An 18,640-nucleotide genomic window follows, 5' to 3' on the forward strand; every position below is an offset into this window, starting at 1 on the left:
CCCGAACTCGTTCAAATCGCTTTGTTCGGCGCGCATTTGATCGAGCGGCGGACTCATTCCAGACCCCGTCGGATGTCAGGCGCCGGCGTTCTCGGTGACGCCGCCGGGGGCTGTGCCCCCAGCGCCCCCCTCGGCCTGAACGGCCTCGTCCTCAATCGCCGGACGGGCTGAAGGTGACTGATCGGCATCGGCCAGTCCGGCCGAGTACGCCCGCAGATACCCCACCACCGTGTTCGTCACCGCCACCAGCGGTACGGCGACCACGGCGCCGCCGATCCCGGCCACCATGCCGCCCGCAGCGACCGACAGGACCACCGCGAGAGGGTGGACGCGGACCGCGCGGCCGAGGATGAACGGCTGCAGGATGTGGCCCTCGATCTGCTGGACCGCGAGAACCACGACAAGCGTCATCACCGCGGTGAACACGCCCTGGGTGACCAGCGCGACGACCACCGCCAGCGCGCCGGAGGCCACCGCGCCGACGAGCGGGATGAAGGAGAACAGGAAGATGAACACGGCCAGCGGGACGGCCATGGGGACGTCGAGGAAGTAGATGCCCAGGCCGATGAAGATGGCGTCGATCAGGGCCACCAGCACCGTCCCGCGCACATAGGCAGTCAGCGTGCGCCACGCCCGCGGACCGGCGCCCGCGACACCCGGCCGCGCCGCCGCCGGAACCAGCTTGAGCGTCCACTCCCAGATGCGCCGGCCGTCGTACAGCAGGAACAGGGTCGAGAAGAACGTCAGCAGAATGCCGGTCAGCGCCTCGACGACCACGGTCACGCCCTCGAGGCCGGCGGAGGTGATCTGGTCGGTGTTCGCGCCGACCGCCTCCCGCAGGTTCTTGGCGATCTGGTTGATCTGCTTGTCGGTGACGTGGAAGGGGCTCTTCAGCAGCCAGTTGCGCAGATCGTCGATGCCGTTCTGGATCTGGTTGGAGAGGTTGTCGATGTTCTCCATGACCTGCCAGGTCACGAACCAGCCCAGCAGCCCCAGGACGACGAAGCCGAAGATCGCGGTGAGGGCGGTGGCCGGGCCGCGCGGCACGCCGTAGCTCTTCAGGCGGGCCACCGTCGGCTGGAGCAGTGCCGTGATGAGCAGGGCGACGACGAAGGCGAAGACGACGAGTTGTACGGCGCTGATGACCCGCATCAGCACCCAGACCGTGCCCGCGAGCACGAGCAGCCGCCAGCCGGCCTCGGCCGCGACGCGCACGCTCCACGGCACGGCCTGTACGGGATCGGGGCGGACGACGGGCGCGGGCGGCGCTTCGGCGGTGGGGTCCGAGGGCGGCGGAGTCGTCGCGGTCCTGCGCGGCGCAGGCGGTGGGTCGTCCGTCTCCCGTTCCACCTCGGCGCGGCGCTCGTCCAACCGCTCACTCACCTCGGTCAGCCCGGCGCCGATACGGCCGAGCCACCCTGGCACTCGCGACATGATCCGTCCTCTTCCCCCGTCTCTCCTCACCACTCCCCCCGGAGTCGTTGCGTCCGACCGTACATTGCGAAAGCCCCTCCCCCTAGGACGGGGAGGGGCTGCGCAAGGTTGAGAGGTGAGACCGTGGGTCTCGACGGCTCGGCGCCGGGCTCAGTACCAGTGGTTGGCCGACCAGAACGACCAGGCCTCGCACGGGCTGCCGTAGCGGCTGTTCATGTAGTTCAGGCCCCACTTTATCTGCGTGGCCGGGTTCGTCTGCCAGTCGGAGCCGACGGACGAGTACTTGGAGGCCGGCAGTGCCTGGAAGAGGCCGTAGGCGCCGGAAGAGGCGTTGACCGCGTGGTAGTTCCAGCTGGACTCGTGGTCCACGATGTTGCTGAAGCACTGGAACTGGCCGCTCGGCACCATCTGCCGTGCCATCGACTGGATCTCGGCGACGGAGTACGAGCTCTGGATCGGGAAGTCACCGGCGCTGCGGCTGGCCTTCTCCTTGGCGGCCGCGCGCTCCTTGGCCTCCTTGGCCGCCTTCTCCGCCGCTTCCTTCTTGGCGATGGCGGTGTCGGCCGCAGCCTTGCGGGCGGCCTCCTCGGCGTCCTTCTTGGCGCTCGCGTCGGCCTGGATGGCCTGGGCGTCGGCCTGCTGCGTCAGGGACGCGGTCTGCACCTGGGCCTGCTGGCCCGTGGGTATGTCCGCGAGCAGCGTGGCGTCGGCTGCCGTCGCCTCGGCGTCGTTGGGCTGCGCGGTGCTGCCCGAGGCAACTCCGACAACGCTTCCGACGGCGGTGACCGCGGTGGCCGAGGCCACTGCGAATCCCCGGACCGAAATCCGGCTCACACGGTTTCCTTCCAGCATCGCCCGCTTCGGTGACCCTGGCGGACGCAATCTTGCCCCTGGCGCTGGCCTCCCAACTACGGGGTCACGGGAGGCGCGGGCCCGGTGGGCAACTCCCGCGAGGGAAGCGCCACGTGGTGCTCGGGCGGCATACGACGACGCTGTGGAGTTAGCTGTGGTGCTTCTGTGGTGCCGTACCGCTGGGGGTACAGGTGTGTCGTATGCGGGGCCTGACAGGAGTGAGACTCTGCCGCACCTGGACGCCGAGTGGCAATTCTGAGTTGCGTGTGAAAGCTCACATCTCGTTTGACCCAAGGGATTTTGAGAAACAGCAACACGCGAAGGCGCCGCCCCGCTAGGCTCGCAGCCTTTGCGGGACGGCGCCAACTCGCCTGTACTGCCTCAGACTTGGCCGTCTGCCTCAGATCTGTCCGTCTTCGAGCATTTCGGTCACAAGCGCCGCGATCTGGGACCTCTCGGACCTGGTCAGCGTCACATGCGCGAAGAGCGGATGCCCCTTCAGCTTCTCGACCACGGCGACGACACCGTCATAGCGACCGACGCGCAGATTGTCCCTCTGTGCCACGTCATGGGTGAGAACCACCCGTGAATTGGCGCCGATTCGGGACAGAACGGTCAGCAGCACATTCCGTTCCAGTGACTGCGCCTCGTCCACGATCACAAATGCGTCGTGCAGCGAGCGTCCGCGGATGTGGGTGAGGGGAAGGACCTCGAGCATTCCGCGCGCGGTGACCTCTTCGATGACCTCGCGGCTGGTGACCGCGGACAGCGTGTCGAAGACCGCCTGCGCCCAGGGGCTCATCTTCTCGGCCTCGGAACCGGGCAGATAGCCGAGCTCCTGCCCGCCGACCGCGTACAGCGGCCGGAAGACCATCACCTTCTGGTGCTGGCGGCGCTCCAGGACCGCCTCCAGACCCGCGCACAGCGCGAGCGCCGACTTGCCGGTGCCGGCCCGGCCGCCCATGGACACGATCCCGACGTCGGGGTCGAGGAGCAGATCGAGCGCGATGCGCTGCTCCGCGCTCCTCCCCTTGATACCGAAGGCCTCCCGGTCACCGCGCACGAGGCGGATGTTGCCCTCGGCGGTGACCCGGCCGAGCGCCTTGCCGCGCTCCGACTGGATCATCAGTCCCGTGTGCACAGGAAGGTCGGACGCTTCGGGCACATACACATGCCCTTCCTCGAAGAGGACGTCCACCTGTTCGCCGGGCAGGGTCAGTTCGGACATTCCGGTCCAGCCGGAGGAGTCCGTGATGGCCAGCTCCGCGCGGTACTCCTCGGCGAGGAGACCGACGGACGAGGCCTTGATCCTGAGCGGCAGGTCCTTCGACACGACGGTGACGTCGAACCCCTCGGCCTGCAGATTGCGGGCGACCGCGAGGATGCGGGAGTCGTTGTCCCCCAGGCGGTAGCCGGTCGGCAGCACGCTGGGGTCCGAGTGATTGAGCTCGACACGCACGGTGCCGCCGAGTTCCCCGATCGGGATGGGGGCGTCGAGGCGACCATGCTTCACCCGGAACTCGTCGAGCAGACGCAGGGCCTGCCGGGCGAAGTAGCCGAGCTCGGGATGGTGCCGCTTGGCCTCCAGCTCCGTGACCACGACGATGGGGAGCACTACCTCGTGCTCGTCGAAGCGGCTCAGGGCGTTCGGGTCGGCCAGCAGGACGCTGGTGTCGAGAACATAGGTGCGCCGGTCTGGCTTGTGGCGCTTTGTGCTGGTCACCACGGAAGGACGTACCCCCTCGGATGAGGTCGGGGAGCGACGGAGTGGAGCTGGACCGGTCGACGGCCGCATTGCACGGGCCGAAAACCGGCCCTCCGCCTTGTCGTCCGTGCAGTGACCGCACGATCGGGCTGGTGCAAAGGGCCTCCCGGGCGGACGGCCCCGTGCCGTCCGCTGAGATCCGACACCCGTGGTTCGGGCATCGACCTGACTGGCTTATGCCCTCGAACATGCGGTGCCATGCCGACGCATATGACGGCGCCCTGGTGAACTCCTTGTTACTTCCGCCCCAAGTGGGGTGTTCGGGGCGCTCCTCGCGGGGCGCGCCCGTCGGTACGTCAGCCGCCGTAGCGGCGGTGGCGCGCCGCGTAGTCACGCAGGGCGCGCAGGAAGTCGACCTTGCGGAAGGCCGGCCAGAAGACCTCACAGAAGTAGTACTCGGAGTGCGCGGTCTGCCAGAGCATGAATCCGGACAACCTCTGTTCACCGCTGGTACGGATCACCAGGTCGGGGTCGGGCTGGGCGCCGGTGTAGAGGTGACGGCCGATCATGTCGACGTCGACGGCCTCGGCGAGGTCCTCCATGGAGGTGCCCTTGTCCTGGGCGTCGAGGAGCATCGAGCGCACCGCGTCGGCGATCTCCTGGCGGCCGCCGTATCCGATGGCGACGTTGACCAGTATCCCGTCGATGCCGGCGGTGGCCTCCTCGGCCTCCTTCAGGGTGGTCTGCATCTGCGGCGGGAGCAGGTCGGGGGTGCCGACGTGGTGCACGCGCCAGCGGCCGTCGGCGGCGAGGGTCCGTACGACGTCCTCGATGATCCCGAGGAGCGGGCCGAGCTCGTCCTGGGGCCGGTCGAAGTTGTCCGTCGACAGCAGCCAGAGGGTGACGACCTCGACGTCCGTCTCGCTGCACCAGCCGAGGAACTCCTCGATCTTCTCGGCACCGGCCCGGTGGCCGTGCACGGTGGAGGAGCCGGCGGCCTTCGCCCAGCGCCGGTTGCCGTCCATGATGACGCCGATGTGCTTGGGCACCTGAGCGTGGTCCAGGTGGCCTTCCACCCGGCGTGCGTAGAGCCTGACCAGCAGGCCGCGCAGCTTGTCGCGCAGGTTCACGTGATTGTCAGCCCCTCCGTACGGATCGGACAGGCGCGGCCCAGGAGTGTGGAGGGCGATCCCTGTCCGTATGGCGGTCCCCGGAGGCGAAGCCTACCCCCGCTCCACCACGGCGCCCCCAAGGGGTGGTTGGGGGCATAGAAAACGGGCCGGTCCGTGGGGGGGAGACGGACCGGCCCGAGGGGGGGTTTCCACCATAACCCTTCGTGAGTGATGCGGGGTGCATCGGCGTGCCACAACTACTCTCCGAATTCGAACGGCAACGCGCCGATGCCCGGGGAACAGCCTTTTCATGGCGGGCTCATGGCCGGATCACAGCGGATTCCCAGGGGAAACGGGCGGGAAGCGGAGCGATCCGGAGGGTTTGCCGCACCTTGGGCCTCGCTCGGCGAGTCGCCCGGGCATCCCCCAGCCGGGTGACCCGGCCCGCGAACGCCGATTTGACGTGAATACGGCACCGCGCAGCCCCCTCCACTGCGCGGTGCCGCCGCGCAGCTTTGCTCACGCGAATTACCTTGGTCTGAACTTACGTGACGCATGGGGCTGGAATCGACTCGCGGGGATAACGATGTGGAAACCGGGTGTCAGGACCGCTCCAGAACCGGTCCAGCACCTGTCCAGGCCCGATCTAGGACAGAAACTGTCCTTGTTCCGTCCTACGGTCGCCTCATGACCCTGAGGATCAGCTGGAACGAGGCGAGTGCCCGCCGACTGGAACGGCAGTTCCTGGCCACCCCGGCAAAGCCGGGCACGGCGGTCGCCGATGTCGTCGCCGCGATGCTCGCCGCGCATGCGCAGGTGCTGTCCGCGGCCGAGGTGTCGGTGGGGGTGCGGGCGGCCGGGACGACCCGGGCCGATGTGCGGGCCGCACTGTGGGACGAGCGGGCGCTGGTGAAGACGCACGGCCCGCGCGGGACCGTCCATCTGCTGCCCGCGCGCGAACTGCCCCTCTGGTGCTCGGCGCTGCCCGCCGTACCGTCCGGCGCCGGCCCGTTCGCACCGGACGTACGGGTCACCGAGGAGCAGGCGCGGCAGATCGTGGCGGCGATCGGGGACGCCCTGGAAGGGGCGTGCCTGACCGTCGACGAGCTGGGCGAGGAGGTCGTCGCCCGCACCGGTTCCTGGGCCGGCGACCGGGTGATGCCCGCGTTCCAGGACCTGTGGCCGCGCTGGCGGCAGGTGCTGCACCGGGCCGGCCAGTCCGGCTGCCCTGTGCTTCGGCCCGAACCGGGGCCGCAAGGTGACGTACACCCGCCCGCCCCGCTTCACTCCGCTGCCGCCGGACGAGGCGGTACGCGAGCTCGTCCGCCGTTACCTGCGTGCGTACGGCCCGGCGACGCCGCAGAACTTCGCCAAGTGGCTGGCGGCGCCGGGCGGTTGGGCCGCCGAGCTGTTCGGGAGGTTGGCCGGGGCGGGCGAGATCGAGGAGGTCGTGTTCGAGGGGGCGACGGGGTGCTGGGTCGTGGCAGGCGACACGGCGTTCCCGGAGGGGCGGGTGCGCGGGGTCCGACTGCTGCCGTACTTCGACGCGTACGGGATTGCTGCGCAGCCTCGGGAGTTGCTGTTCCCGGGGGCCGCGTACCAGCGTGCCCTGGCGGGCGGCCAGGCGGGCAACTATCCGGTGCTGCTGGTGGACGGCGTCGTGGCGGGGGTCTGGCACCAGCGGCGCCGGGGACGTCGTACGACGGTCACGGTGGAGCCGCTCGGGCGGCTGACGGCGCGGCAGGAACGGGAGTTGGGCGGGCAGGCGGAGCGGGTGGGCGAAGTGCTGGAGGCGGAGGCCGAGTTGGTGATCGGCGAGGTGTCAGCGGGCGCGCACGCATAACGCTCACCGACGGTGCGGTTTGCGGGCCTCGACGAGGTGGCGGCTGCTGTGCGCGACGAACGGGCCCTCGGCCCCGATCTGCTCGTGCAGCGCGCGGAGCCGGTCCTCGTACGCCTCGACCGTGAAGTCCGGGACCATCCAGATCACCTTGCGGAGGAAGTGGACGACGGCCGCGACGTCGTGGAACTCGATGCGGAGCCGCTCGGCGCGCAGGTCGACGATCTCCAGCCCGGCGGCTTCGGCGTCCGCGCGGTCACGGTCGGGGTGGCGTTCGGCGCTCTGCTCGGCCGGGAGGGGGCCGAGGAAGAACTCGACGAGCTCGAAGACGCTGCGGTAGCCGACGTGCTGGGCGAAGTAGGTGCCGCCGGGCTCCAGGACGCGGACGATCTCCGCCCAGTTCGGGGAAACCGGGTGCCGGCTGCTGACGAGGTCGAAGGCGCCGTCCGCGAAGGGCAGCGGCGCGTCCTCGGGCGCGGCGACGACCACCGTGCCGCGCGGGCGCAGCAGGGCGGTGGCCTTCGCGGCGTTCGGCGGCCAGCCCCCCGTCGCGGCGGTGAGCCCCGGCGCCTTCTCGGCCCGGCCGAGGGCGAAGTCCAGGACCTCCCCTCCCCCGGTCTGGACATCCAGCGCGGCGGTGGCCCCGGCGAGGCGGCCGGCCAGGGACACGGCGTACCCCCACGAGGGCCGCTCCTCCGTGGCCCGGCCCTCGAACCAGGAGAAGTCCCAGCCCTCGGTGGGCACGGCGACGCCCTCGGCAAGAAGGTCTTCGAAGCTGCGGGGCTCTTCATGGGGCATGAGGTGATCGTGGCAGGGCGCTTCCGGTGGGCGCCGCTGATTTTTCTACGCCGGTACGAGCGGCCGGACCTCTTGTGCTGCGAAGCGTACGAAGCCCTCCGGGTCGGGCTCGTCGCCCGTTGGCTGGAGGATCACCCGGTCGGCACCGGCCTCGGCCAGGCGCTGGACGGCCTTTGCGACGGCCCCGGCGTCTCCGGCGACCCCGAGGTCGGGGACGGACTCGAGCCCCTCGTCGACGAGTTCGGCGCGGAGCCGGGCGGCGGCGTCGGGGCCGGTGGCGGTGAGCAGGTAGACGACGACTTCGTGCGGGTCGGTGCGGCCGGCCGACTCCCGCCCCTGCTGGATGAGTTGACGTGCCTGCCGTACGCCGTCGGCCGTGGTGGACGCGGTGAGGATGGTGCCGTCGGCCGCCTCGCCGGCCAGCCGCAGCGAACGCGGACCGGTGGCGCCGGCGAGGACGGGCACGGGACCGGCCGGCGGCCAGTCGAGCGCGACGTCGTCGAGGCGGACGTACCGCCCCTCGGTCGTCACCCGCTCACCGCGCAGCAGGGCCCGCAACGCGACAAGGTGTTCACAGAGCAGCGTGACGGGCGACTCGACCCGCGCCCCCACCTGCCCCATCCAGTCCTGCACCCCGTGCCCGACGGCGACGACGGCGCGCCCGGGGAACATCCGGTGCAGCGCGGCGGCTTCCATGGCGGTGATGGCGACGTTGCGCAGCGGCACTGGCAGCAGGCCGACGCCCACCCGCAGTCGCTCGGTCCAGGCGAGGGCGGCTGCGGCGGTGGAGATACCGCCCTCCCGGAAGCAGTCCTCCCAGAGCCAGAGCTCCTCGAGCCCGCTCTCGTCCGCGAGGCGAGCGACGTCGCGCAGTCGCTCGGGAGGCAGTTGGGGTCGGAACACAGCACCGAGTCCAGTCATGCCCTACTTCCTACCCGGGTGGAATGGGGCCGTACAACACCTTTACGACTGGGCGGAGTTGTTCTCGCGCTCGTAGCGCAGCAGCACGACCCCGTTGCCGAAAGTGTGGCTCTCCACGAGGCGCAGCGAGGCGGCGAGGTCGTCGTCCTCCGGGAAGAGCCGCGTGCCTCGTCCGACGAGCGTGGGATGGACGTAGATCCGGAACTCGTCGACGAGGCCGAGCCGCAGGAAGGTGGCGGCGAGTTCGGCCCCGCCGAGCCCGAGGTCCCCGTCCGCCCGCGCCTTCAGCGCCTCGACCTCCTCGGGGACGACCTCCCGGACCACGGTGGTGTTCCAGTCGGCCTTCTCCAGGGTCCGCGAGTAGACGACCTTCGGCAGGTCCCGCCAGATACCGGCGAACTCGACGGTGATCGGGGAGGCGTCCGGGTCGGAGTCGGCGGTGGGCCAGTAGTCGGCCATCACCTGGTGGACGCGACGGCCGCCGAGGAGGCCGCCGAGGGTCCGGATGTAGTCGTTCATGTGCTGGTGGAGTTCTTCGTCGACCCGGTGCCAGCTGATGTCGTGGTCGGGGCCCTCGATGTAGCCGTCGAGGGAGACGGACATCATCAACACGATCTTCGGCATCGGCCACCTCGCCCGGTTTGTCCCTCAGCGGTCGTCGTTCACGGTACGCCGTGTCCGCGCCGTCACGCCGCAGCGAACGCGCCCAGCACCAGCGCGGTGAACGCCCCGCCGATCATGAACGGCCCCAGCGGGATCGCCGACTTGCGGCCCGCGCGGCGCAGCACCACCATGCCGAGGCCGTACACCGCGCCGTAGAGCAACCCCGCGAAAGCCCCCGTCAGCAGGATCTGCCAGCCGTACCAGCCGAGGGCCGTACCGAGGGACAGGGCGAGTTTTACGTCGCCGAAGCCCATGCCGGAGGGGTTGATGAGGAAGAGGAGGAAGTACGCGGCGCCCAGGGCCAGGCCACCGAGGAGGGCCGTGGGCCAGGATCCCGTGGCGGAGGGGAGGGCGGCGGCGATGCCCAGGAGGGCGGCGGTCGTGGCGGCCAGCGGCAGCGTCAGGACGTCGGGGAGGCGGTGGACCCGGTAGTCGACGAGGGTGAGCAGGACCGCCACGGGGGTGAGGAGCACCCAGACCGCCGTCTCGGGGTGGGAACCGGCTGCGGCGGCAAGGGCCGTGCAGGCGATGGCCGTTGTCGTGGCGACGGCCGGCGTGCTCGGGCCGTACGGTCCGCACAGGCCTGTTTCCTCCTCCTGCCTGCAATTCGCTCTGCCCAGCCAGCCTGCGAAGGCGCCCGTGATCCGGTGGCCTCCCGGGCAGCGGTCGCTCCACGGCTCACCCGAGTCGACCGAGAAACGGTGGGCCGCGCGGGGCAGCAGCAGGCCCGTTCCCGCGCCCCACAGGGCCGCCACGAGGGTGAGGAGTGTGCGCACGGCGGGACCTTATGCCCGGGGCGGGCCGGGCGGCATGGGTCCCTGGGCCCATGCCGGGCCTACTCCCCTGTGGAGCGGAGCGGATACGTTCGGCTCGGGCAGAAGACGGTGGCGGCAGTGGGAGGTGGCCTCGGGATGGGGCGACGATGGCTGGACGGACCGGGAAAGTTGATCGTGCGCGCCGGGGGCGGGGCGGGCGCTGTCGCCGTTCCCCTTGAGATCGCCGCCTCCTACCGCGCCCGTACCAAAGGGCTGTTGGGGCGGGACTCCGTCGACGGGGCGATCCTGCTCTCCCCCGCCAACAGCGTGCACACGTTCCGGATGCGCATCCCCATCGACGTCGCCTACCTCGACCGCGACCTGACCGTCATCGCCGTACACACCATGAAGCCCTGGCGGTTGGGGCTGCCCCGGCTCCGTTCGCGGCATGTGCTGGAGTCGGAGGCCGGGGCGATGGAGGGGTGGGGGCTCAGGGCGGGGGTGCGGGTGGAGGTGACGGCGGAGGCCTGATTCCATGGCATCGCCATGGGGGTCACCAGGGGATGTTCCTCGGACTCCGGGCCCGCCACCAGCGTTCGTTCTCCGCCGGCGCGCCGGACTCGGTCGATCTGCGGAAGTCGTCGTCGAGCCGGGCCAGGACCGTTCGCAGGCCCGCCGCGTGCGTGTCGTCGACCTCGGTCACTAGCTGCGCCAGGTCGTCCCGGGCCTGCAGGTCGCGCTGGAAGAGGTCCTCGCGATACCGCCCGGAGGCGCCCCACCCGGCCGTTGCCAGCCGGCGCACGAGCCGTTCCCATACATGCAGGCAGTAGTGGACCCGGCCTTCGACACTCCCCGTCGTGCCCGTCGGGTACGTCGCGAGGAAGGCGTCCGAGACCGGAGTCTCGATCCGTTCGTGCTCGAGGATTTCGGGGAGGATCTCCACCCTCGCGCGGGGGAGATCGTCCACCTTCCCCTCCACCACGTCGACCCGGTACGTCGTGTCCTCGGCGGAGTCGATCGCCTCCAGACGGCACCGGACGGCGCGTCCGTCCGGTGTCGCGACCCAGTAGGCGCTGTCCAGGTCGAGGTCCAGAGCAGGGTGAAGGACCGAGGTCGCCGTCCGGGCCGCGAGCCCGCGGGCGAGTTCCGCCTCGGTCAGGGCGCCGGCCGTACCGTCCTCGACGGAGATGTCGAGTTCCAGCGCCAGGTCACCGGGCGGCGGCACGCGGTACGTGCACAGGACCGGTGAGTCCCAGCGCCGTACCTCCTGGTCGCCGTCCGTGTCGGCTACGTCGACCTCTTCCTCCGTCACGGCCAGCAGCTCCGCCAGTGCACTGCGCAGGCTCGACTGCTCCAGTTCCGCGACGGTGAAGAGATTCGCGATCACTTGTACGTCCCGTCGTACACCCGCTTGGCCTTCGCGACCTTGTCCGGGTTGTTGACGAACTTCGGATCGCGCTGCAGTTGCTGCGACTTGCCGAGATCGCCCTTGTTCCGCACGATCTCCTTCAGGGCAGCGTATTCAATGCGGTCCATGTCGACCAAGCCCGGCCCGGACTTGGGGAAGACCGTTCCGGTGTCCTCGATTCCGTACCGGCGGCCGTTGATCTCGTATGTGTTTCCGTCCGGCAGGAGTCTGGCGCGGCCCTTGGCGATCGCCTCGATGTCCGCCCGGACCAGGTCCTCGTTCCCCCGCAGGATCACGGTGTTGCGTTCCTTGACCTGACCGCTCCCCGCGCCGCCGACGGTGTGCCGTTTGTTGGGGAACCTCAGCGTCTTCCCGCCCGCGGGCCCGGCGACGTCGTCTCCCGCCTGCCACCGGTCCGCCGCTTTGTCCGCCTCGTCGGCCTGCTTGCGCGCCTCCTCGGCCTCCTTCTTGGCGTCCTCGTCGCAGCCGTCCTCGGCGAGTACGACGTAGGGGGAGCCCCCGGCGGCCAGGACGGCGGTGCCTGTGCCGGGGGAACCGGTGAAGGCGCCCTGGCCGGCTCCGACAGTGCCGTCGTACGGGACGCGGCGGCTCGGCGCGGAGATCGTGCAGCCGCTCTGCCTGGCTCGCTTCTCCGCTTCCTCCGCCGCGTCGTCGGCCTCCTTCGCGGCCTTCTCCGCAGCCGCCGCGTCACCGGCCTTGGCCGCCCTCTTGGCGTCCTCCGCCGCCTCGCCCGCCTTCTCCGCGAGCTTGCCAAGCTTTCCGAGCCGGCCCAGCTTGCCGAGGTCGCCGACCTTCTCGCCGACTTTGGCGACGTCGTAGCCAGGGATGAAGAGGGCGCCGATGTTCCAGATGACGTGGCTCACGGCGCGGGTCTCGTGGCCGTCCTTCCAGTCCTTGGCAGTCTCGTCGCCGATGAAGAGGTCGTAGAGGACGGTCCCGCCGGTCTTCAGCGATGCGCCGCCCCAGCCCAGGACGGCGCCCAGATAATCCCCGTTGGACCACTTGTCGCGGGCGCCTTTGGTGTTCTCCATCCAGTCGTGGCCGAGCTGCTTGCCGTAGTCGCCGATGCCTTTCAGGGTGTCGACCGGGTGGCGGACCATGTCGTAGATGCCGGTGAGGTCACCCCAGACACCGTCGACGAACAGGCCCTGGCCGACCTGCTTGATCTGGTTGCCGGCGCACCCGAAGAAGGCACCGAAGCCGGAGAAGCAGCCGTCGTCTTTCTTGTCGTTGCTGTTCTCGTCGGTCTTGTCGTCGGCGCCGTTGTCTTTCTGGTTCGGGTCGTCGGGGCCGTTGCCGTTGCCCGCCGTGGTCGCGCCGGTGGTGTCACGGGTGCTCCCGGCACCACCGGCGTTGTCCTTCCCTGCCCTGACGTCCGTGCCGCTGCCCGACGGGGCCGGGCAGCCCAGGCCGGTGACCTTGCAGACCTGGGCCTCGATGCCGCCGTAGATCTGGGTTCCGAGGCCGGTGACCAGCAACGCCGTGATGAGGGCGGCGACGATGGCGACGAGACCGGCGTACTCGACCGCGGTCTGACCGTCGTCGCGGCGCCAGCGGATCATGCGGGCGACGGAGAAGGGGCGCCGCTCGGCGCGGTCGGGCTCGGGGAGCTCGTACCAGCGACGGCTCTCGGAGCGAAGCAGGAAGCAAAGGACGAGAACCGGCAGGACGAGCTGCGTGCCCCCGCGGGCCGATCCCGCAACGAGGTTGGCGACGCCGCTGAGGATCAGCCAGACCTGCACGGCGACCAGTCCGCGCCAGACCCGGACCCCGCCCTCCCAGCTTCGCCGGGCCAGCCACCAGCCGAGGATGCCGGGCGCGGCCGCGTAGGCGAGCAGCGCGAGTACGCCGCCGTCGAGAGCGTCGTACGACGTTGCGGTGAGCAGCAGGCCGAGGCCGCCGATGACCGTGATCGCGAAGAGGGCGTGGACGAGGACGAGGGCGGAGGAGAGGGGGGTGGGCATGCTCCGGCGCTCACCCGGTCCGGGCGGCCATGCCGACCCGTGCTCCGGGACTCCCCCGATCGACGCCATGCCCGCCCCCTCCTCAACCCCGTGAGCGGAGAGGGCCGTTCACGCGATACCCGGTGACTGCACCCGGCTCCCCGCCGTCGGTTCACGACAGGGTTCGAACGGTAGGCAGAGGGCGTCTGGGCAGCATGGGCCCGCGGGCCCAAATCCATGCCCAATCGCCCCTGGGCCCGGGCGCTGCAAGTGCCCACTGCGAGGCTGCGGGTTCAGCCGGGCGACGGTTTGCGAAACCTTTTGCTACTGTCGTTGCATGGACTCTGCGGAGCAGTACGGCAAGGACGAGGGCCCGGCCCAGAAGGTCAGTGTGTCCATGCCTGCGGGCCGTATCGCGGCGGTCAAGGCGCGGGTCGGGGCGCGCGGCTTCTCCGCGTACGTGAGCGCGGCCGTCGAGCGGCAGATACAGCGCGATCTGCTGGAGGAACTGCTCCAGGCGAAGGAAGCAGAGATCGGCCCGCCTTCCCCCGAGATCCAGGAGTGGGCAGCGGAAATCTTTCGTGAGGCCGAATCGATGGCAGCGGACAATCCCGCTCGGGGCCGCGAGGAGGGCGACGGTCCGGAATGGCGCGCGCACAAGGCCAGTTGAGTCACGGAGTTCTGCTTCTCGACAGCCAGGGACTGTCCAAGTTCATGGACAACGACCCACATGTCACGGGGCTGATCCGTACCGCCCAGGCCAAGGACACCCTCGTCGCCGTGAGCAATCTGACCCTCATCGAGGCGTGGCATTCCAAAGTCCGCATGGACCGCCTCCGGTGGCATGTGTCCCGCCTGGAGGTCCTGCCCGTCACGGACATCATCACCTGGCGCGCCATCGACCTGCTGCGGAACGCCAACCTGCACGGGCACAAGTACGCCATCGATTCGGTGGTGGCCGCGACGGCGCTGGGATACTCGGGTCCGCGCATCGTCGTCACCTCGGATGTGGACGACATGAACAAGCTCTGCGGGGATGCCGTCCGCTCTGTGGCGGTGTGACGGCTGCGGCTCGGTACAACTTCCGCTGCCAAGCAGGCGCGGTACGTGTTCTCGCGTGCCGGCCGGCAAGGCTTCTCCCACCCTTTGGCCGAGGCTGCATCGGCGAAGCGGACTTCCTCGTGGTCGTCCGCAGCCGACGGCGCGACGCGGTCACCGCGACCCGCGCTCACGCCATTGCCCTGGGGTCGGGCGCCTGACCGTAGTCCTCACCGTGGTCCCTGGTCAGCGCCGCCAGGAGTTCCGGGTCGGAATGGACTTCCGCGGTGTGCTGCCAGGCGATGAGCAGTTGGGCCACGGAGGCGCTGTTGCCGACGGAGTCGGCGGCTCGCATGGTGTCGACGAGTTCGACGGCGAAGCCATGGACATCGGCCTCTGGCAGGAAGCGGACCCAGGGGAAGGCGTCCGGCAGGATGTCGAGGAGCAGCTCCATGCTGCCGGGATCCCTCCGCGCCATGGCAACCAGCATCCGGGTGGCGGCCGAGACCACGGTCTGGTCCTGCTCGACCCTGGCCGCGGTGGTGAGGACAAGGTCCTCTCCGTCCCTGCGATGCAGCAGCAGCCGCGGCGACTCCTTGAGACGGGCGAGCGTCTGCTTGTTCTTGTTCACCAGCTCGGAGAAATTCACGGCGGCGTTCTCGGTAGCCATACTTTGAAAGTACTTCGAAACTCACATCGCCGTCATCCCCCCGAACGGGTGGCACGCGGACCTGTGGCGCTCTGGGAGCCACGGCGGCCGGACGGTGTTCAGCGAGTCGTGCCGCCCGAACGGGATGCCGTGGTCCGCGTCGTAATCGTGGGTGAGCTCCACCTCGATGACCGCATGCCCGAGGCCGGCCGCGTAGTCGATGAACTCGGCGTCCACCGGGTGCAGATGGGCTCCACACGCCGCGCTGATGTCCCGGCGGAGCCGACCGCGAGGGTGGCCTGGGCGAACGAAGACGTAGTGGTACTCACTCACGGCTCGGAGAACAATCTGACGACAGGTGGAGCCGACGCCACGTCAATCGCTCCCCAGTCTCCCTCCAGATGGAAGACCGAACCATTCCAGAAGAGCGCATCGATACCACCGAAGTCCTTGGCTCCGGAGGCGTCCACGGCCGGAGGGGTTCCCTGGTCGGCCCACATGAGGTTGCGCACCTTCAGGAATTCGATCGCAGCCCGCACGTAGCAGTGCTGCTCACCGGGGACAGGCGGGCGGTACGCGGGGTGCTGGGGAGTGAGTACCAGTTCCACCTCCAGAGCCAGAAATCCCGGAATGGCCGTGACCTCCAGAACGAAACTGTCCTCAAGGCAGACATTCACGAACCCGTCCAGTTGCGGATAATCGACCTTCTCAGCATTCATGGCACCCGCCTACGCCCCCTACGGATCACGGGCGAGGATCATCAAAGGCGGCTCCACGCGTCCCTGCGCCGCTGCAAGTTGTGGATGTCGAGCGGCCACATCCAGGCGCACGCCCAGGAGGTCGGGCCAGTCGCCCAGTGGCACGGGCGCGCCCCTTACCAAGCTGTCCCAGTCCGCATCCTCGGTGACGCCTCGCCGGTCGATCACCAGGCCCATCGTCCCTTTTCGGTCTGTTTCGACGGCCTGCGAAACGGCAAAGATCACCTCTTCCTGTTCTGCCGCTGTCATTCCATCGAGCCCGAACTCAACAACGGTCATCGCGTCTCCCACGCTTCGGAATCTGGTGAACACGTCCGTTTCATCGTTGAGCCACAACTGGAAGTTGACTTCCTCCGCGATTCCCAGCGACAGAGAGGCAAGCAGCTCGCGTCGTCCGATCGACACCTGTTCCCCCCAAGACTCAGGCCCGTTGGTGATAGCGGTGACTGCGCCGGTCGCCGGGTTGGCGAGGACAACGCCATTGGCTTCGAGGGCCTCGATGACGCGGTCCGCGCTCACCGCATGCCGGGCCGATCGATACCAGTAGTAGAAACCGTCACTCACAACGACTCACCTCGTGAACGTATGCACATTTCCATCGCCCAGGATCTTTCTGGCCAGTCGCAGAGCCGGCTCCGGAGTCCCTTCTTCTAGGTACACCTGAGCACGCACTCCCTGCTGCTCTGCCGCATATTTCAGGATGTGACACTTCTCTCCGAACTTGGCAAGATTTCGCGCCTTGGCTGGACCACCGACGGCAATGTACGACCCATCTCCGCCAATCACGTCGACATCGGTGGTACCGGCTCCCGGTTTGGTCACCTTCAGCCCGGGCTTGCCGGGATCCCCTGAAGGAACCGTGCCGTCAGTCAGTTCCGCGACCTTCTGTTCTCGTGCGGCCCCAACACGCTCGGCGCGTTCGGGATCCGTCGAGTGCCTCTGCTTGCTCTCGGGCGATGACGATTCCTCACCCGGCGCCTCACCACCAGAACCCGTCGCACTAGCAACCATCAGAGCGATTCCCGCGGCACCGAGGCCCGTGGCAGCGAGGACGTCCTCCCCGGTAAGCACGCCGACGGCAGCACCACCGGCGAGCGCAAAGCCGGCCCCCGGCGGAAACAGTGCCAGAAGGGAAAGGAGCAACAGGGCGAAGCCGAGGTAGGCCAGGAAGTTGTCCAGAGCGTCTAGGAGATGTGCGGCCGGGATGACTCGCCCGTCGGATCCGGCCGACCCCGCACTCCGCCAGAGCAGAAGCGTCCCGACCGTCGCGGACGCCAGCGCCGAGGAGAGACGCAAGCGGTGGGCAGCGACTTGCTCGCCCAGCAGATGAGCTGCTGCCTGCCGCCAGGTCCGCAGCAGAATGGCCAACTGCCAGGCGATCCACACCAGGGCGGCCATCGCAAAACCCAGCAGGATCTTCGGACCGGCGCCGGTGGTGAAGTAACCCTGGAGTCCGGCCGTCGACTTGAACGAGCCGACGCAGAGGAAGAGAAGAGACGGAAGCAGCAGGACGCACGGGATCAGCGCCACGAGCCTTCTGCGGCGCCCCGCAAGGGCTCTGGCCGCTCTGACGTGGGCTCGTATGTCAGCCCCACGCCAAGCCTGTTCGTGGTCAGTGGCGTCGATCCGCGCGGCGATGTCCACGACTGCCCGGCGTAACGGCTCGAGGACCGGGGGCGGGGTGCCGGCAGCTGCGTAGCAGAAGGCACGCCGCAAGCGTACGAAGCGCAGTGCGATCAGGAGGGTCCACGGGAGGCGCCGGCTTGCGTAGCGGATCAGCGCGGCAGCGCTGTCCCCGTCCGCCCGCTCCGCCGACAGCAGCAGAGCGGGTATTCGCCGCTTCCCCCGGCGCAGGCAGACCCAGTCGACGGCCATCGCCAGGAGCAGTGCCGCCAGAGGGGCGAGCCACAGCTTGCCGTCCAGGTGCTCCAGCCACTGCTTGGCCTGCCTGTCGGTCGGGTGCTGGACGACATAGTTGTTCAGGGTGTGGTGCGCCACGGACGCGGCGAGCGGAAGCACTGCCAGCGGCTTCACCCAACCCCTCGCCCGCCATAGAAGGCCAACTCCCAGTCCCGCCAGGGCCGTCCACGCCAGGTGGTTGAAGGTGGGGACGGTGATGTCACCGGTCTGCCCGAGGTCCAGTGAGGCAGCCGGAGAGGGCAGCCAGGAGGTGAGCACCTGGCTCGGGCCGGGGATGTAGGGCGGGGAAAGGCTGTCCGGGACGATCCAGCCGCCGTGACGTGCGAGCGCCCGATCCGCGTCCAGGGAGTAACGCAACAGCGACTCCAGCAGACCGAATCCGGCGCCCAGTGCCGCGCCCAGGACTGTGAAGTCGGCCAGCCCCCACTGCCGCCGTACCTTCGTGTACGCCCCGATCAGCAACAGCGGCGACGCCTTGACCAGTTCCTCCACCCACGGAGCGGTGGTGAAGGAGGTGGTGTTCACGACCTCGATCAGCGACTGGCCGGTCCGGTCGGCGATCACCCTGGTGTACGCCACTTCCAGCAGGGCCACGGCCGTTCCACAGACGTAGACGCCCACGATGAGCGCCAGCAGCACCGTGGCAAGGCGCACCGAGCGTGTTGGATACGACAGCACGAACAGCTGGACAACCCCGTACACGGCCGCGGCCATCATGAGTACGGTCACGCAAGCCCCCGCTCCCCCAAAGCAAGACGCACATTGCTAGCGCGAACATCATGTCAGTTCGGCCGGTCAATGACCATGACGATTAACTAGGCTT

General features: G+C 69.2%; 18 protein-coding genes and 1 pseudogene. 4 read left to right on the forward strand and 15 right to left on the reverse strand.

The genetic code is table 11. From position 1 onward, the window contains the following. Nucleotides 1-75: 75 nt before the first annotated feature. From ACFY10_RS16740 to ACFY10_RS16755, 4 genes are all read right to left on the reverse strand, one after another. Entirely contained in the window at nucleotides 76-1,434 is a 1,359-nt protein-coding gene (locus ACFY10_RS16740; RefSeq protein ID WP_390665857.1) for an AI-2E family transporter, read from the reverse strand. A gap of 150 nt (nucleotides 1,435-1,584) precedes the next feature. After that, a complete protein-coding gene (locus ACFY10_RS16745; RefSeq protein ID WP_390665858.1) occupies nucleotides 1,585-2,268 on the reverse strand; it encodes a transglycosylase SLT domain-containing protein in 684 nt (227 codons plus the stop codon). A 418-nt stretch (nucleotides 2,269-2,686) separates the two neighbouring features. Then, nucleotides 2,687-4,012, reverse strand: coding sequence for a PhoH family protein (locus ACFY10_RS16750; RefSeq protein WP_390665859.1), 1,326 nt, complete (start codon nucleotides 4,010-4,012; stop codon nucleotides 2,687-2,689). A 335-nt stretch (nucleotides 4,013-4,347) separates the two neighbouring features. After that, a complete protein-coding gene (locus ACFY10_RS16755; RefSeq protein WP_390665860.1) occupies nucleotides 4,348-5,121 on the reverse strand; it encodes an isoprenyl transferase in 774 nt (257 codons plus the stop codon). Between the two features lie 777 nt (nucleotides 5,122-5,898). Between ACFY10_RS16755 and ACFY10_RS16760 the strand changes: the two are divergent. Continuing rightward, nucleotides 5,899-6,946 (forward strand): annotated as a pseudogene (locus tag ACFY10_RS16760) (winged helix DNA-binding domain-containing protein). A gap of 3 nt (nucleotides 6,947-6,949) precedes the next feature. On the opposite strand, the gene ACFY10_RS16765 reads toward ACFY10_RS16760, so the two are convergent. The 4 genes from ACFY10_RS16765 to ACFY10_RS16780 form a co-directional block, all read right to left on the reverse strand. Continuing rightward, nucleotides 6,950-7,741 (reverse strand): methyltransferase domain-containing protein, encoded by a 792-nt coding sequence (locus tag ACFY10_RS16765; protein ID WP_390665861.1) that lies wholly within the window; start codon nucleotides 7,739-7,741, stop codon nucleotides 6,950-6,952. A 45-nt stretch (nucleotides 7,742-7,786) separates the two neighbouring features. After that, the gene (locus ACFY10_RS16770; protein WP_390665862.1) at nucleotides 7,787-8,662 is read right to left on the reverse strand and encodes an LLM class flavin-dependent oxidoreductase; all 876 of its coding nucleotides are present in this window, start codon (nucleotides 8,660-8,662) and stop codon (nucleotides 7,787-7,789) included. A 42-nt stretch (nucleotides 8,663-8,704) separates the two neighbouring features. After that, nucleotides 8,705-9,286: a dihydrofolate reductase family protein gene (locus ACFY10_RS16775; RefSeq protein ID WP_390665863.1), complete on the reverse strand. Its 582-nt coding sequence runs from the start codon at nucleotides 9,284-9,286 to the stop codon at nucleotides 8,705-8,707. Nucleotides 9,287-9,348: 62 nt separating this feature from the next. Then, nucleotides 9,349-10,101, reverse strand: coding sequence for a prepilin peptidase (locus ACFY10_RS16780; protein ID WP_390665864.1), 753 nt, complete (start codon nucleotides 10,099-10,101; stop codon nucleotides 9,349-9,351). Between the two features lie 135 nt (nucleotides 10,102-10,236). Between ACFY10_RS16780 and ACFY10_RS16785 the strand changes: the two genes are divergently transcribed. After that, nucleotides 10,237-10,611, forward strand: coding sequence for a DUF192 domain-containing protein (locus ACFY10_RS16785; protein ID WP_390665865.1), 375 nt, complete (start codon nucleotides 10,237-10,239; stop codon nucleotides 10,609-10,611). A gap of 22 nt (nucleotides 10,612-10,633) precedes the next feature. On the opposite strand, the gene ACFY10_RS16790 is transcribed toward ACFY10_RS16785, so the two are convergent. Next, on the reverse strand, nucleotides 10,634-11,467 hold the full coding sequence (locus tag ACFY10_RS16790) for a hypothetical protein (RefSeq protein ID WP_390665866.1): 834 nt from the start codon (nucleotides 11,465-11,467) through the stop codon (nucleotides 10,634-10,636). Continuing rightward, entirely contained in the window at nucleotides 11,464-13,473 is a 2,010-nt protein-coding gene (locus ACFY10_RS16795; RefSeq protein ID WP_390665867.1) for a Flp family type IVb pilin, read from the reverse strand. The genes ACFY10_RS16790 and ACFY10_RS16795 overlap by 4 nt, the downstream gene beginning before the upstream one ends. Before the next feature lie 316 nt (nucleotides 13,474-13,789). Here ACFY10_RS16795 and ACFY10_RS16800 point away from each other — a divergent pair, with 316 nt between their 5' ends. Next, nucleotides 13,790-14,122, forward strand: a complete 333-nt coding sequence (locus ACFY10_RS16800) for a hypothetical protein (protein WP_390665868.1) — start codon at nucleotides 13,790-13,792, stop codon at nucleotides 14,120-14,122. Next, nucleotides 14,098-14,514 carry a PIN domain-containing protein gene (locus ACFY10_RS16805; protein WP_390665869.1) on the forward strand — a complete coding sequence of 139 codons (417 nt, stop codon included), beginning with the start codon at nucleotides 14,098-14,100 and terminating at the stop codon, nucleotides 14,512-14,514. The genes ACFY10_RS16800 and ACFY10_RS16805 overlap by 25 nt, the downstream gene beginning before the upstream one ends. Before the next feature lie 166 nt (nucleotides 14,515-14,680). Here the strand turns inward: ACFY10_RS16805 and ACFY10_RS16810 are convergent, their stop codons facing one another. The 5 genes from ACFY10_RS16810 to ACFY10_RS16830 are packed head-to-tail and all read right to left on the reverse strand — an operon-like array spanning nucleotide 14,681 to nucleotide 18,546. Further along, a complete protein-coding gene (locus ACFY10_RS16810; RefSeq protein ID WP_390665870.1) occupies nucleotides 14,681-15,160 on the reverse strand; it encodes a hypothetical protein in 480 nt (159 codons plus the stop codon). A 21-nt stretch (nucleotides 15,161-15,181) separates the two neighbouring features. Further along, nucleotides 15,182-15,472, reverse strand: a complete 291-nt coding sequence (locus ACFY10_RS16815; RefSeq protein WP_390665871.1) for a hypothetical protein — start codon at nucleotides 15,470-15,472, stop codon at nucleotides 15,182-15,184. Next, nucleotides 15,469-15,858, reverse strand: a complete 390-nt coding sequence (locus ACFY10_RS16820; protein ID WP_390665872.1) for a hypothetical protein — start codon at nucleotides 15,856-15,858, stop codon at nucleotides 15,469-15,471. The genes ACFY10_RS16815 and ACFY10_RS16820 overlap by 4 nt, the downstream gene beginning before the upstream one ends. Before the next feature lie 18 nt (nucleotides 15,859-15,876). Beyond that, nucleotides 15,877-16,461: a hypothetical protein gene (locus ACFY10_RS16825; RefSeq protein ID WP_390665873.1), complete on the reverse strand. Its 585-nt coding sequence runs from the start codon at nucleotides 16,459-16,461 to the stop codon at nucleotides 15,877-15,879. Between the two features lie 6 nt (nucleotides 16,462-16,467). Continuing rightward, entirely contained in the window at nucleotides 16,468-18,546 is a 2,079-nt protein-coding gene (locus ACFY10_RS16830; protein ID WP_390665874.1) for a PrsW family glutamic-type intramembrane protease, read from the reverse strand. Nucleotides 18,547-18,640 lie beyond the last annotated feature (94 nt).

Origin of the sequence: Streptomyces sp. NPDC001401, from assembly GCF_042895385.1 — a bacterium.
Lineage (GTDB): Bacteria > Actinomycetota > Actinomycetes > Streptomycetales > Streptomycetaceae > Streptomyces.